Annotated in this window: 12 protein-coding genes; 7 read left to right on the plus strand and 5 right to left on the minus strand. The window is 63.3% G+C overall.

What is annotated here, in order from left to right; all coding sequences use genetic code 11:
- Positions 1 to 57 precede the first annotated feature (57 nt).
- Entirely contained in the window at positions 58 to 330 is a 273-nt protein-coding gene (locus CKW40_RS35105) for an usg protein (RefSeq protein ID WP_095204298.1), read from the minus strand.
- A 303-nt stretch (positions 331 to 633) separates the two neighbouring features.
- On the opposite strand from CKW40_RS35105, the gene acs reads away from it, so the two are divergent.
- The 3 genes from acs to CKW40_RS35120 all read left to right on the plus strand — a co-directional run bounded on the left by acs (position 634) and on the right by CKW40_RS35120 (position 4,298).
- Positions 634 to 2,589 carry an acetate--CoA ligase gene (gene acs / locus CKW40_RS35110; RefSeq protein ID WP_095204299.1) on the plus strand — a complete coding sequence of 652 codons (1,956 nt, stop codon included), beginning with the start codon at positions 634 to 636 and terminating at the stop codon, positions 2,587 to 2,589.
- A complete protein-coding gene (locus CKW40_RS35115; protein WP_095204300.1) occupies positions 2,589 to 3,338 on the plus strand; it encodes an MOSC domain-containing protein in 750 nt (249 codons plus the stop codon). Before acs ends, CKW40_RS35115 begins: the two co-directional genes overlap by 1 nt.
- A 141-nt stretch (positions 3,339 to 3,479) precedes the next feature.
- Positions 3,480 to 4,298, plus strand: a complete 819-nt coding sequence (locus tag CKW40_RS35120; protein WP_095204301.1) for a sugar phosphate isomerase/epimerase family protein — start codon at positions 3,480 to 3,482, stop codon at positions 4,296 to 4,298.
- Between the two features lie 14 nt (positions 4,299 to 4,312).
- Here the strand turns inward: CKW40_RS35120 and CKW40_RS35125 are convergent, their stop codons facing one another.
- The 3 genes from CKW40_RS35125 to CKW40_RS35135 all read right to left on the minus strand — a co-directional run bounded on the left by CKW40_RS35125 (position 4,313) and on the right by CKW40_RS35135 (position 8,564).
- Positions 4,313 to 5,575 (minus strand): SAM-dependent methyltransferase, encoded by a 1,263-nt coding sequence (locus tag CKW40_RS35125; protein ID WP_095204302.1) that lies wholly within the window; start codon positions 5,573 to 5,575, stop codon positions 4,313 to 4,315.
- A gap of 381 nt (positions 5,576 to 5,956) precedes the next feature.
- Positions 5,957 to 7,381: a pilus assembly protein gene (locus CKW40_RS35130; RefSeq protein ID WP_095204303.1), complete on the minus strand. Its 1,425-nt coding sequence runs from the start codon at positions 7,379 to 7,381 to the stop codon at positions 5,957 to 5,959.
- A gap of 313 nt (positions 7,382 to 7,694) precedes the next feature.
- Complete coding sequence (locus tag CKW40_RS35135; protein WP_095204304.1) at positions 7,695 to 8,564, minus strand: transglutaminase-like domain-containing protein; 870 nt, start codon at positions 8,562 to 8,564, stop codon at positions 7,695 to 7,697.
- Between the two features lie 168 nt (positions 8,565 to 8,732).
- Here CKW40_RS35135 and CKW40_RS35140 point away from each other — a divergent pair, with 168 nt between their 5' ends.
- The gene (locus tag CKW40_RS35140) at positions 8,733 to 9,398 is read left to right on the plus strand and encodes an HAD-IA family hydrolase (RefSeq protein ID WP_095204305.1); all 666 of its coding nucleotides are present in this window, start codon (positions 8,733 to 8,735) and stop codon (positions 9,396 to 9,398) included.
- 60 nt (positions 9,399 to 9,458) lie between these two features.
- On the opposite strand, the gene CKW40_RS35145 is transcribed toward CKW40_RS35140, so the two are convergent.
- Complete coding sequence (locus tag CKW40_RS35145) at positions 9,459 to 9,680, minus strand: DUF1674 domain-containing protein (RefSeq protein WP_095204306.1); 222 nt, start codon at positions 9,678 to 9,680, stop codon at positions 9,459 to 9,461.
- A gap of 105 nt (positions 9,681 to 9,785) precedes the next feature.
- Here CKW40_RS35145 and htpX point away from each other — a divergent pair, with 105 nt between their 5' ends.
- From htpX to CKW40_RS35160, 3 genes are all read left to right on the plus strand, one after another.
- Positions 9,786 to 10,802, plus strand: coding sequence for a zinc metalloprotease HtpX (htpX, locus tag CKW40_RS35150; protein ID WP_095204307.1), 1,017 nt, complete (start codon positions 9,786 to 9,788; stop codon positions 10,800 to 10,802).
- Positions 10,760 to 12,181, plus strand: a complete 1,422-nt coding sequence (locus CKW40_RS35155; protein ID WP_095204308.1) for an RsmB/NOP family class I SAM-dependent RNA methyltransferase — start codon at positions 10,760 to 10,762, stop codon at positions 12,179 to 12,181. Before htpX ends, CKW40_RS35155 begins: the two co-directional genes overlap by 43 nt.
- A gap of 224 nt (positions 12,182 to 12,405) precedes the next feature.
- Complete coding sequence (locus CKW40_RS35160; RefSeq protein ID WP_095204309.1) at positions 12,406 to 14,130, plus strand: heparinase II/III family protein; 1,725 nt, start codon at positions 12,406 to 12,408, stop codon at positions 14,128 to 14,130.
- Positions 14,131 to 14,144: the final 14 nt, after the last annotated feature.

Consider the following 14,144-nt stretch of genomic DNA (forward strand, 5'->3'; position numbering starts at 1 on the left):
GCAGGACAGAGGGGGGCGCCGTAGAGCACCAAGCTCAACGGCCTCAGTGCAGCAGCCTCAGTGCAGCACGAACTCCCCATCCACCTTGCGCCATTCATTCGGCGCGATCAGCTTCTGGTGCGTGTAGACGACCGAGTGCAACGGCCCGTCCAGCTTGGCCTTCCAGAAATCGATGAACCGGATCAGCACCGGAAACTCTGGCGCCAGGTCGTAGTCCTGCCAGATGAAGCTCTGCAGCAGATGTGGATGATCGGGAAAGTGATAGAGAATCTTGGCCGTGGTGAGGCCATAACCCCTAAGCATCAGGTCCATTTCGGCATGGTCGCGCATTGCGGTCCCCAGGTTGATTAACCTCGCCTCCCAACGCAACATTGTGCGCGCCGTTGCTTAACTGTCTATTGATTTTTTCTGATCGAAACAGACTTTTCGACGCGAAAACATACAGTTAGCAGCGGACCTGCCCGAGTGCTGACAGCCGTGGAAAAGCTCCCTGCGGCATCCAGCCGCGCGAATCCAACGTCTAATGTTGCCGTCACGGCGGAACTGGTAATAATGCCGCCGAATTCGCGGCTGCTTCGCCGCGATCCCGCTGGCGTTTCAAGCCGGCGGATTGGTTCGGGAGGAAAATCAGGAATGTCCGAGGTTCATGTCCATCGCGTCCAGCCGGCGTGGAAGAAGAATGCGCTGATCGACAACGACACGTATCTCAAATGGTATGCCGACAGCATCAAGAACCCGGACAAGTTCTGGGGCAAGCACGGCAAGCGCATCGACTGGTTCAAGCCCTTCAGCAAGGTCAAGAACACCTCCTTCGACGGCAAGGTCTCGATCAAATGGTTCGAGGACGGGCTGACCAATGTTTCCTACAACTGCATCGACCGCCACCTGAAGAAGCGCGGCGACCAGATCGCCATCATCTGGGAAGGCGACAACCCCTACGACGACAAGAAGATCACCTATAACGAACTTTACGAGCATGTCTGCCGGCTCGCCAATGTGATGAAGAAGCACGGCGTCAAGAAGGGCGACCGCGTCACCATCTACATGCCGATGATCCCGGAAGCCGCCTACGCGATGCTGGCCTGCACACGTATCGGCGCCATCCATTCGATCGTCTTCGGCGGCTTCTCGCCGGACGCGCTCGCCGGCCGCATCGTCGACTGCGAATCGACCTTCGTCATCACCGCTGATGAAGGCCTGCGCGGCGGCAAGCCGATTCCGCTGAAGGAGAACACCGACAAGGCCATCGACATCGCCGCCAGGCAGCATGTGATGGTGAAGAATGTCGTCGTCGTGCGCCGCACCGGCGGCAAGATCGGCTGGGCGCCCGGCCGCGATGTCTGGTACCACGACGAAGTCGCGACGGTGAAAGCCGAGTGCAAGCCGGAAAAGATGAAGGCCGAGGATCCGCTGTTCATCCTCTACACCTCAGGCTCGACCGGCAAGCCGAAGGGCGTGCTGCACACTACCGCCGGCTATCTCGTCTATGCGTCGATGACGCACCAATATGTCTTCGACTACCATGACGGCGACATCTACTGGTGCACCGCCGATGTCGGCTGGGTGACGGGTCACAGCTACATCGTCTACGGTCCGCTCGCCAACGGCGCCACCACGCTGATGTTCGAGGGCGTGCCCAACTACCCGTCGCAGTCGCGTTTCTGGGAAGTCATCGACAAGCACAAGGTCAACATCTTCTACACCGCCCCAACCGCGCTGCGCGCGCTGATGGGCGCCGGCAACGACCCGGTGAAGAAGACCTCCCGCAAGTCGCTGCGCGTGCTGGGCTCGGTCGGCGAGCCGATCAACCCGGAAGCCTGGGAGTGGTACTTCAACGTCGTCGGCAACGGCAAGGTGCCGATCGTCGACACCTGGTGGCAGACCGAGACCGGCGGCATCCTGATCACACCACTGCCGGGCGCCACCGACCTCAAGCCAGGTTCGGCGACGCGGCCCTTCTTCGGCGTCAAGCCGCAACTGGTCGATGGCGAAGGCAAGGTGCTGGAGGGTGCGGCCGACGGCAATCTCTGCATCACCGATTCCTGGCCAGGCCAGATGCGCACCGTCTATGGCGACCACGACCGTTTCGTGCAGACCTATTTCTCCACCTACAAGGGCAAATATTTCACCGGTGACGGCTGCCGCCGCGACGCCGACGGCTATTACTGGATCACCGGCCGCGTCGATGACGTCATCAACGTCTCCGGCCACCGCATGGGCACGGCCGAGGTCGAATCGGCGCTGGTTAGCCATGATAAGGTGTCAGAGGCCGCCGTCGTCGGTTATCCCCACGACATCAAGGGCCAGGGCATCTACAGCTACGTCACCTTGATGAAGGGGGAAGAACCGACCGAGGAGCTGCGCAAGGAGCTCATCGCCCATGTCCGCAAGGAGATCGGCGCCATCGCCTCGCCCGACAAGATCCAGTTCGCGCCCGGCCTGCCCAAAACGCGCTCGGGCAAGATCATGCGCCGCATCCTGCGCAAGATCGCCGAAGATGATTTTGCCACCCTCGGCGACACCTCGACGCTCGCCGATCCGGCGGTGGTCGACGACCTCATTGCCAACCGGCAGAACAAGAAGGGCTGATGCGGGAAGACGCGGCATTGGGCTCCGTCAGCCAGCTCTGGCGCTATCCGGCGAGTTCGCTCGCCGGCGAGCGCCAGGATGCCATCCTGGTCGGACCGTCGGGCATGACGGGCGACCGCATGTTTGGCCTTGTCGATACCTCGGACAATGAGATCGCCCGGCCCGACCGCGAAACGAAATGGCACAAGGTTCCGCGCATCCGCACCCGGCTAACCAATGACCGCGACCTGGAGATCGCCATCCCTGACGGCGACTGGCTGAGCGCGCCCGGCCCCGAATGCGACCGCGCCCTATCGGCCTATCTCGGGTTCGCTGCCTCGATCCGGCCTTTCGGCCAGGAGAATGCACCGCCGGCCTATGCCGGTCCGGTCACTGCCGCCCGCTATAGCAAGGCACCGATCCATCTTTTGACCACGGCTTCGCTGGCGCGCCTGAAGGCGCTGCATCCGGATGGTGCCGCCGACCCGCGCCGCTTCCGGCCCAACATCGTCGTCGACATGGCAGCGGTCGAAGGCTCGTTTCCCGAAACCGAATGGATCGGCCGCAAGCTCGCCATCGGCGAATTGCTCCTGACGATTTCCGAACCATGCCGCCGCTGCGGCTTCACCATCATCGGCCAGGACGGCTTCGACCACGATCCCGGCATCCTGCGCAATCTGGTCCGCCACAACGCCCACAATCTCGGCGTCTACTGCACGGTCGACCAGCCGGCCCGCGTAGAGATCGGCGCGCCGATGCGCTTCGTTTGAGTCATACCGCCAACGCTAAGCCATGTGGCGGCGGCATTGGCGCAGCGTGTAATACGCCTGACAGAAAACCGCGTCATACAGCCCCCAGCGCGATCCCGTCCTGCTGCCCGACACCTTGAAATCCCACCGATCGGAGTCCCGATGACCTCCCTGCCCGTTCTTGGCGCCGCCATGACGCTTGACGACCTCGAAATCCATCGCGACTGGCTCTTCGAAAAACAGCGCGACCTGGAATTGCAGAGCTTTACCGAGGCCAGCGTTCTCAACGGCGACTGGGCACCGCTCGCCGCCCGCGCCAGAAAACTTCTCGACGGCCATCAGGGACGGCTCGGAATTCACGGACCTTTCTGGGGCTTCACCATTGCCTCACAGGACCCCGATATTCGCGATGTCGTCGGCAAGCGTCTGGTCCAGGGCATCGAGGTCTGCGCCGCGATCGGCGCGACGCAGATGGTTGTTCACAGCCCCTATACGACCTGGTCCTATAACAATCTCGACAACAATCCCGGCGAGCGCGAGAAAATCGTCGACTATTGCCACCTCACTCTACGCGATGCCGTCAGGCGGGCGCAGGATATCGGCTGCACGATGGTTCTGGAGAACATCGAGGACAAGGATCCGCATATCCGCGTGGCGTTGGCCGACAGCTTCAACTCTCCCGCGGTCGCCGTCTCGATAGACACGGGCCACGCCTATTACGCCCATGGCTCGACCGGTGCTCCGCCGGTTGACTACTATGTGCATGCCGCCGGCAACCGCCTGCAGCACATCCACCTGCAGGATGCCGACGGCTACGCCGATCGTCACTGGAGCCTTGGCGAAGGCACGCTTCCATGGCGCTCGGTCTTTGCCGCGCTGGCGAAACTCGAAAGCAATCCGCGCCTCATCATCGAAATCAGGGACAAGTCCAAGATCCCCGCTTCGGCGGCTTACATCGGCTCACTTGGCCTCGCCGAGTAAGGCGAGAATTCGCGCTACCGATACAAATCAGCCCGCGTCGGCGGCAGACCGCTTGGCCCCCGCGCGCGCTTGGTGACGACGGTCTGGAAAATCTGTGCCGAGCCGCGATCGAAGGTGATCGAGCAGCCTGTCAGGTAAAGCAGCCAGAGCCGCGCCTTGGGCTCGCCGACTTCGGCTATCGCCTCTTCGAAACGCGCCTGCAGGCGCTCGGCCCACAGCCTGCAGGTGCGGGCATAGTGCTCGCGCAGATTCTCGACGTCGGCGACGAGGAAACCGTGCGCCTCGAGATTGCCGAGCGTCATGCCGATCGTGTCGACCTCGCCGCCGGGGAAGATGTATTTGATCAGCGCCTTGTATTCCGCACCCTTGCGCAGAGTCTTGCGCGTACCACCCTTGCCGCGCCTTGTGATGGCGTGGTGCAGATAGATACCGCCCGGCTTCAGCAGCCGGTGGACGGTCGAGAAATAGGTGGCGTGGTTGGCGAGACCGACCGCCTCGAACATGCCGATGGACGAGATCTTGTCATAGCTGCCGTCGAGCTCGGTGTAGGATTTTATGTCGATGGTGATCTTGTCCTCCAGCCCTTCGGCACGGATGCGCTCGCGCGCCAGCCGGGTCTGCTCCTCGGACAGCGACACACCATGTCCGATCGCACCATAGTGCTTGGCGGCATGGATCAGCATCGCGCCCCAGCCGCAGCCTATGTCGAGCAGCCGGTCGCCCGGCTTCAGCCTGAGCTTGCGGCAGATATGGTCGAGCTTGTCCCTCTGCGCTTGGTCGATGCCATTGGCGAAATCGGTGAAGTAGGCGCAGGTGTAGACCATGCGCTCATCGAGGAAGAGCCGGTAGAAGGCGTTCGAAATGTCGTAGTGATGTTCGATCGCCTGCTTGTTCGACCCGCTGACAAAGGGATTGCGCCCAGCAAGATCGGCGCGCTTCGTCATCTGTCGTCGAGAGAACAGCACGGCGGGCAAGTCGCGCAGGATCGCCAGTTTCGGCAACGCCTTCAGCCTCAGCTTTCCCTTTGAAGGCAAGGCATAGAGATCGAACAGCGAGCCGTCCTCGACGTCGATCGTCCGGGAAATCCACATCTCCAGCAGCGTCGTGAAATTCGGCCGGCGGGCCAACTGCCAGACGATGTCCTGGTCGTTGATGGCAAGCACCGGGCCACCGGCGGGACCGATCCGCTCCCCGGTCCACAGCCTGACGGCAAAACCCGGCTTCAGCGCCTCGATCACGGTGCGAACGATGCGCGCGGCTCTTTCGGTGGCGTCCATGGTCCCTCCCGTGACCCGATAACGCATGTTGTCCGTTTGGGCCGTGGATCGCAAGCCGAAGCACGCTGATCCGGCAGGGTGCCTTTTTCAGCATGGCACTTGTCATTTGCTGCAACGCACCCCATCATGTCTATGTGTTCAACAATTCGAAAGGAGGTGATCCGATGTCGAGTGATTTCGTTTTCCAGAACGTGGCCTCAGCGGATTGCACTTTCGGGAAGCAGTCTTCCCGTTAAGGCGCGAGATGCGCGGCAGGTAACCCGAAGGGGTTGCCGCCACAGGCCGCGCCATGGACGGAAACACGGAAGGCCGCCGGCTTCGAAAGAAGCGGCGGCCTTTTCCTTTGGCCAGCGTTGCGAAAGACCAGCTGGTGTTCAAAATTCACTTGGCGATGGTCAGCCGCTCGATGTTCTGCACGATGGCATTGAAGGCGTCATTCAACTCGGAACCCGTGGCCGCCTCGTAATAGTGCTTTAGCGTAGACGTGTCCGCGGTCGAGCAGTCCTGGAGCACGCTCTTCGCCTGATCCCGCTCGGTCGATGTCATCGACGGATCGTCGAGGTCGAAACCGATGGTGAAGATCTCGATGCCGTCGCGTTTCATGTTGTCGCAAATGTTTTCGGCATTGCTTCGCGACATCTGGCCGGCATTCTGCGATCTGGGCGCGCCGCGTCCGCCGGCAAAGGCCGTGTTGAACTGGCCGTCCGTCATCAGGATGGCGACCTTGCCGACTTTCCTGCTGTCGAAATTGGCGGGACCGGCTCCCAGCCTGGCGTCGACAATGGTCGAGCGCCAGCTAGGCGAAAGCATGTAGTAGCCCCATTGCACGGCGATGCCGCCTGCGGTCACGCCGCCAGCCTTGAAACTCGCGATGGTGTTCAGCAATTTCTGCTTGTCGGCCGAGAGCGGAATGAGCTCCGGCTTCGGACAGCTTCCCATGCGATCGTCACGATTGATCTTGGCGAGATAGGTCTTGCCCTGATTGTTCAGGCGCGGCGCCGACGGTCCGTCGGACGAATAATCGGCATAGCCGTCCTTATCCTTGCGCTCGGTGGCGCAGTTGTCGGGCCGCGTGGGCGTGGATGAGTCCACCTGGATCGGCGTGTCCACCGGTGGCGGCAGATTCGAGCCTCCCGGCTGCTCAACGAAAACGCTGTCCGCGAGGCCGCCAGTATTCACCGCCTCGGCATAGGGAACAATGGCCACGCGCACGCGCGGATTCTTCGGGTCGATGTTGTTGTCGAGCAGGTCCTCGACAGCCGCGGAAGCAGCCGTTTGCAGATCGCCGATCTTGTCTGTCTTGGCCCACCAGTTGGCGGCCATCGATCCGGTCACATCGAGCATCATCGCCACTTCGATGGTCTTGTCCGAATAAAGCGATGTCGTCGACGCGGTCACCCGCTTCGTGTCACCCATGCCGAAGACCGGGAAGAACAAGGCGACATCGACATGGGCGTCCACCTGCACCGTATTGGCGGTCCTGTCGACGACAAGCTTGTCGAGCACGATCTGGTCGGGCTGCAGGATGCCCGCCATGCTGTTGGCCACGAGAAAGTTCTGCACCGCCTTGTTGGCATCGGCTTCCTTGATGACCCCGGTCGTCAGGTCGCGCGCCGTTGATGTCACCGCGGCGTCGACCACGCCCTGCAAGCTCGATTTGGCGTTGTAGAACTGCGAGATGTTGACCGAGAAGCCGGCGGCCAGCGCCAAGACCGAGGCAGCAAAGCCGAACAGGACCGCGAAATTTCCACCGCTGTGTCTGGCGAACCCGCCGACCGCGTGAACAAGACCCCCGTAATTTCGCATCCAACAGCCCCTCCGCATGACTCGGCCTCGTCGCCGCAATAAGGGCAATGCAGGATTCCAGCCGGAAGCCGCTCGTCGGGCGCCGGAACCAAGACGTAGACCATCAACCTGTTGTTTTTGTTGGATTTTGCTCTTTACAAAGGTGAATGACCGGTAAACGGGAGAGCGCGGTTTCTGCGGTGTTTGCCGACCGCTTACCATGCTCGAATGGAAGCAATCGCGGAATGCTCCGCGCCGTCCTGTTGCGGCACAGGGTCTATGTGCCGAAGCGGACCACCTGTCCCTCGATTGTGGAACGCGAAACGGCGAAGGACTACGCAAGCATCTGTGCGCTGACCGTCCGGTCGATGCCGTGATGGGGCGGATTGAACAATCTGCCCTCCTGCTCATAGGTCCAGACCTTGAACAAAGCGAGCCGGTGTGGACCAAAACTGTGCAGCAAGGGCACGTCGGTGGCGTCGCGGCCGCGCGCGATGACGACCCGTCCGGTGCGGGGCCGGTTGTGGCGTGGATCGAACGTGTACCACTTGCCGTCGAGGAACACTTCCATCCAGGCCGAGAAGTCCATCGGCGCCGGATCGATCGGCACGCCGATGTCGCCGAGATAGCCGTTTACATAGCGCGCCGGAATGTTCATGCAGCGGCAGAGCGTGATCGCCAGATGGGCAAAGTCGCGGCAGACGCCGACCCGTTCCTCATGCGCCTGTGCTGCCGTGCGGGTCGAACGGGCATAGCCATAGCCGAACGACAGGCGGTTGTGGACATAGTCGACGATCGCCTGCACCCGCGCCCACCCGGGCGGCAGATGGCCAAACAGCTGCCAGGCGAGACTGCTGAGGTGATCGGTCTCGCAATAGCGGCTGCCGAGGAGATAGCCGAGCACCTCGTCGGGCAGTTCGGCCACCGGCATTTCCCTGGCCAGCGTGTTGACCTCGTCCGTCTCGCCACTGTCCTCGATAACTGCATCGTAGAGGATGCGAAAGGTGCCGGCTGGTGCGGTGAAGCGGCGGCAGCCATTGCCATGCAGGTCATGATAGAGCTTGGTCGGCACCGATGGCGAGGTCAGGACACGCGTTTGCCGCTTGATGTCGGCCTGCCTGTCCTTGTGGATCTCGAGCAGCGAAATCACCGGAGTGGCCTCGGTGCATTCAATGGCGATTTCGTAGCCGAGCCGGATCAGCATCGCAGTCCCCCTTCGAGCGTTGTGAAAAACGGTTTTGCTCAAACGTCGCAAGGTGGCTGTGGTTCCCTGGATCGCCGCAAAATACGCCCTCGTGCCTTTCCATGGCCGCACCTTGACGTTACGGTTGCACCCTCCCTCGACACACTCTCCCGGACTTCAAGGAAAATCATGTTTGCTGGCAGAAAATTCGCGGCCTTCCTTTTCGACATGGACGGCACGCTCATCAATTCCATCGCCTCGGCGGAGCGGGTGTGGAGCGATTGGGCGCGCCGCCATGGCCTCGACGTCGCCGCCTTCCTGCCGACGATCCACGGTGTGCGGGCGATCGAGACCATCACCGCCCTGGCGCTGCCGGGCGTCGACCCGGCGCACGAATCCCACCTTCTCCTGAAGGCCGAAGCGGCCGATCTGGATGGTATTGTCCCGATCGCCGGCGCCGTGGCGTTTCTCAACGCGTTGCCATCCGAGCGCTGGGCGATCGTGACGTCGGCGCCGCGCGAACTGGCGCTGCTGCGCATGGCGGCGGCCGGCATCCCCGTGCCAGCGGTGATCGTCGCGGGAGAAGATGTTTCCCGCGGCAAGCCGGCGCCCGACTGTTTCCAGCTTGGCGCGAGACGACTGGGCTTCGATGCCCGCGATTGCCTGGTGTTCGAAGACGCTCCGGCCGGTATAGCGGCGGCCGAGGCCGCGCAGGCTTCGGTCATGGTGATCAACGCAACCCACGCGCACCCGATGCAAACGCCGCATGCCGCGATCGCGGGCTACGACAATGTTGGCATCACCGTCGACGAGCGCGGCTGGATTGCGCTTGAACCACAGCGCAACGCTGCTTGAAGCACCGGAGCGCGGGCAACCACCGTTTGCAGGCCGGCATCACCTGAATATCGGCACACTCTAAAAATCGCTGGTCAGGCCTTTGACTTCCCAGTCGCCGTAGCGGCCGGGCTCCTTGCCGCCGCGGCCGCCGATTTCCCGGGGCAGCGCGGCTTCCTTCTGGCGATAGTCTTGCCGCCGTGCCTCGGCTTCCGCCAGCGCGCGGCGGGCGGCGGGCGTCAGTTCTTTTGACGGCGCGCCGTCATCCCGGCCGGCGGGCGTTTTACTGGTTTCGTCGGTCATGCGATATTCCCCGAAGATTGAAACAGGGGCAGGCGTTTCCCATCATATAGCCATGAACCCAAGACGATCGACCCCTTTTTGCCACCGACTCGACAGGAGCAGACGATGAACACCCTTCGCACCGCCATGCTTCTTGCGGCGATGACGGCTCTGTTCATGGGCGTCGGCTTTCTGATCGGCGGTTCGGGCGGCATGATGATCGCGCTGGTGATCGCCGCCGGCACCAATCTGTTCAGCTACTGGAACGCCGACAAGATGGTGCTGTCGATGAACCGCGCCGTCGAGGTCGACGAGAAGAACGCGCCTGAATATTACGCCATCGTCCAGGCACTGGCCAAGCAAGCCGGGCTGCCGATGCCCAAGACCTACCTGATCGACAATCCGCAGCCGAATGCTTTCGCCACCGGCCGCAACCCGCAGAACGCGACGGTCGCCGCCTCGACAGGCCTGTTGCAGCGGCTGACCCATGAAGAGGTCGCGGCTGTCATGGCGCACGAGCTCGCCCACGTCCAGCATCGCGACACCCTGACCATGACCATCGTCGCCACCTTTGCCGGCGCTATCTCGATGCTGGGCAATTTCGCTTTCTTCCTCGGTGGCAATCGCGACAACAATCCGTTCGGCTTCGTCGGCGTGCTGGCGGCGATGATCGTGGCGCCTTTTGCCGCGATGATCGTGCAGATGGCGGTGAGCCGCACCCGCGAATACGAGGCCGACCGGCGCGGCGCCGAAATCTGTGGACACCCGCTGTGGCTGGCATCGGCGCTTGACAAGATCGCCCGTGGAGCAGAACGCATCCCCAACCCCGATGCGGAACGCAATCCGGCGATGGCGCATCTCTTCATCATCAATCCCCTGCACGGCGAGCGCATGGACAATCTGTTCTCCACCCATCCGAGCACCGACAACCGCATCGCCGCCTTGCAGGAGATGGCACGGCAGATGGCAGGCGGCGGCACCCAGGCCGCTCGCCCGGCGCCGGCGCCCCGGCAGGCCGAGGAACAACAGCCGTCCGGCCCGTGGGGCCAGGTCGCGCAACCGGAGTTGCCGGCGGAGCCTGAGAAGCCGAAGTCCAATCCATGGGGACGCAACCCGACCGGGCCCAAAGGCCGGTGGTCGTGAGCGTGGCAGCACCTCGACGCACAGGTTCAGGCGATCAGGATCATAGAGACGGCGGCGAATTCGTCGCCGGCCTCGCCGCCCGCAAGGCCGCGGCGCGACTACTTGCCGCCGTCATCGATGCCAGGACGCCGCTCGACGGCCTGACTGACCACGAGAACGGCCACCCGCAATACAAGGCGCTCGATTTGCGCGACCGTGGCCTGGTGCGCGCCATTCTGGTCACAGCGCTGCGCTTCCGCATGACCATATCAGGCCTGCTGGCGCGCAGGCTGGAAAAGCCGCTGCCGCCCAACGCCACCGCTTTGTCGCACATACTGCATGTGGCGGCGGCGCAAATCCTGTTCCTCGACATTCCCGACAGCGCCGCAGTCGACCTCGCGGTGACACACGCCAAGTCCGATCCGCGCACGCAGCGCTTTTCCGGCCTGGTCAACGGCGTGCTGCGCACGCTGGCACGGGCCAAGGACACTGAACTGCCGAAGGCCCTTGCCGCCACTGACGAAGCGCCAAAATGGTTTTCCGACCGGCTGAAAGCCGCCTACGGCGCTGACAAGGCCAGGCAGATTCTCGAAGCCCATCGCATTGAGGCGCCGGTCGACTTCTCGGTCAAGGCCGATCCCGAACTCTGGGCTGAAAAACTCGGCGGCGTCGTGCTGCCCACCGGCACGGTGCGCGTGGAAAACCTTGCCGGGGCCGTCACCGACCTGCCCGGCTTCGCGGACGGCGCCTGGTGGGTCCAGGATGCCGCCGCCAGTCTGCCGGCACGGCTGTTCGGCGATGTCAGGGGGTTGCGCGTCGCCGATCTCTGCGCCGCGCCTGGCGGCAAGACCGCCCAGCTGATCCTGGCCGGCGCCAGGGTCACCGCGGTCGACACCTCGAAGAACCGGCTGGCCCGGCTGACGCAGAATCTCGACCGCCTCGGCCTGTCGGCCGAAATCGTCCAGGCCGACCTCCTCAAATACGAGCCGGAGGAGCTGTTCGACGCCGTGCTGCTCGATGCACCCTGCTCGTCGACCGGCACGGTGCGCCGGCACCCCGACGTGCCATGGACCAAGACAGCGGCCGATGTCGAAAAACTCGCCGACCTGCAAGGGCGGTTGCTCGCCCGCGCCGTCACGCTGGTCAAACCCGGCGGCCGGATCGTCTTTTCCAACTGTTCGCTCGACCCGCTCGAAGGCGAGGATCTTTATCGCGCTTTCCTCGAAGGAACGCCTGATGTCGTCGACGATCCGCTGCGGCAGAGCGAGGTCGCCGGCATCGATACGTTCCTGACGGCACAAGGCACGCTGCGCACCACGCCCGCCGATCTCGACCTTGGGGCGCCGGAGCGCTCGGGCCTTGACGGCTTCTTCGCGGCGCGCATGCGCAGAGCCGGCTAATGCATGGCGCCCAAAAGTGCGTAGCGGTTTTGGGGTAACCGACATGCATGGACCAAAAACAAATCGCGTCGTATCGCGCGGCGCTATTTGACTTAACCGGCAGAATTTGCTGACTTTTTTAGGGAGGGTATGGGGCGCCGGACCCATTCCCAGGAATTCGCCTTCGCACGACTCGTTCAATCATGTAAACTCCGCACCGGGGTAGAGGACGACCAGGAGGGCTTTTGGCACTTGCTGCCGGCAACACGACGCGTCTGTGGACGCTGGTCGCGAAGGAGTTCTGGCGCAAGACGCGCCGGCGCCTGCGTGCCGGGCCGGTCTATCGCTGGCGCTATTCCGGCCGCACGCCCGAACGCGTCCTGATCGCGCCACCGGACCTGCGCCTCGCCGACCCGCAGATCGCGCTCGAGATCTATTACGGCCGCTATCCCCTGTCGGGGCATCTGGTCGAGACCGGTGGCAAGTCGCCTTTCCAGATCAACGTGCCCAACCATGGCTGGCAAAAGACGCTGCATGGCTTTCGCTGGCTGCGCCACATGCGTGCCGCCGGCACCGAACTTGCCGCTGCCAATGCACGTGCCCTGGTGTCCGACTGGATCGCCATGCATGGCAACAACATTGCCGGCATCGCCTGGGAGCCTGGGACGACGGCCAAGCGCATCATCGCCTGGCTGCAGCATTCCTCCGTCGTGTTGCAGGGCGCCGAGTTCCCCTTCTACCGCGCCTTCCTGAAGTCGCTGGCCGTCCAGATCCGCTATCTCAGGTCGATGGCGCGTGAAATGCCCGACGGCAAGGACCGGCTGCGCGCCCGCATCGCGCTCGCCTTCGCGGCGCTGTCCCTGCCGGCGCCGGCTTCGGCGCTGCGCGGCGCCACCCGCAACCTCGCCGAGGAACTCAACCGCCAGATCCTCGCCGATGGCGGCCATATCTCACGCAATCCAATGTCGGTGCTGGAAATCCTCGCCGACCTTTTGCCACTGCGCCAGACCTACGCCAACCAGGCGGAAACCCCGCCGCAGGCGCTGATCGGCGCCATCGACCGCATGCTGCCGGCGCTGCGCTTCTTCCGCCACCAGGATGGCAGCCTTGCCCGCTTCAACGGCATGGGCGCCACCATCCATGACCGCATCGCCACCATATTGCGCCATGACGACACCGCCGGCGCGCCGCTGCTGCACGCGCCGCATTCGGGCTATGAGCGGCTGTCGATGGGCGGCGTCACCGTCATCGCCGACACCGGCCTGCCACCGCCGGTCGACGTTTCCAACGCCGCGCACGCCGGCTGCCTCGCCTTCGAACTGTCGTCCGGCCGCCAGCACTACATCGTCAACGCCGGCATCGACACCTATGGCGCCGCCGAGTTCCGGCCGCTGGCGCGCGCCACCGCGGCGCACTCGACCGCCACCATCAACGACACCTCGTCGGCGCGCTTCAGCCATTCGCTGCGCGTCAACGACCTGCTCGGTTCGCCGCTGATCGGCGGTCCGCAGAATGTGCAGTGCAAGCGCATCGACCAGAAGGGCGTCCAGGGCTTCATTGCCCGTCATGACGGCTATGTCCCGCGTTTCGGCTTCCTGCATGAGCGTGAGCTGAAGCTGTCGACGAATGGCAATGTGCTGGCCGGCAGGGACCGGTTCCAGCGCCCCGGCAATGCCGCGATCCGCAACAATGGCCGTGACTTCATCACCGTGCGCTTCCATGTCCATCCCGACATCAACCTTTTGCAGGACGAACACGATCGCCTGGTGCTCACCGCCGACCAGGCCGACAGCTGGGTGTTCACGGCGAGCGAAGTGGTGCCTGAGGTCGAGGAATCGATCTATTTCGCCGGTCTTGGCGGACCGCGCCGAAGCCGGCAGATCGTGCTTGCCTTCAAGGCGTCCGACGTGTCTGAAGTCCACTGGCAGCTGACGCGCACCAGCATTGCCGGCTACCCGGAAAACAACTGATTTGCCGCGCGAAG

The organism is Mesorhizobium carmichaelinearum (assembly GCF_900199455.1).
GTDB lineage: Bacteria > Pseudomonadota > Alphaproteobacteria > Rhizobiales > Rhizobiaceae > Mesorhizobium > Mesorhizobium carmichaelinearum.

Coding starts and splice junctions, on each gene's coding strand:
- CKW40_RS35135 (WP_095204304.1), bottom strand. CDS start 8,564: ATGCTGATCCGGCTCGGCTACGAAATCGCCATTGAATGCACCGAGGCC.
- htpX (WP_095204307.1), top strand. CDS start 9,786: ATGAACACCCTTCGCACCGCCATGCTTCTTGCGGCGATGACGGCTCTG.
- acs (WP_095204299.1), top strand. CDS start 634: ATGTCCGAGGTTCATGTCCATCGCGTCCAGCCGGCGTGGAAGAAGAAT.
- CKW40_RS35155 (WP_095204308.1), top strand. CDS start 10,760: ATGGGGACGCAACCCGACCGGGCCCAAAGGCCGGTGGTCGTGAGCGTG.
- CKW40_RS35140 (WP_095204305.1), top strand. CDS start 8,733: ATGTTTGCTGGCAGAAAATTCGCGGCCTTCCTTTTCGACATGGACGGC.
- CKW40_RS35120 (WP_095204301.1), top strand. CDS start 3,480: ATGACCTCCCTGCCCGTTCTTGGCGCCGCCATGACGCTTGACGACCTC.
- CKW40_RS35105 (WP_095204298.1), bottom strand. CDS start 330: ATGCGCGACCATGCCGAAATGGACCTGATGCTTAGGGGTTATGGCCTC.
- CKW40_RS35115 (WP_095204300.1), top strand. CDS start 2,589: ATGCGGGAAGACGCGGCATTGGGCTCCGTCAGCCAGCTCTGGCGCTAT.
- CKW40_RS35145 (WP_095204306.1), bottom strand. CDS start 9,680: ATGACCGACGAAACCAGTAAAACGCCCGCCGGCCGGGATGACGGCGCG.
- CKW40_RS35125 (WP_095204302.1), bottom strand. CDS start 5,575: ATGGACGCCACCGAAAGAGCCGCGCGCATCGTTCGCACCGTGATCGAG.
- CKW40_RS35130 (WP_095204303.1), bottom strand. CDS start 7,381: ATGCGAAATTACGGGGGTCTTGTTCACGCGGTCGGCGGGTTCGCCAGA.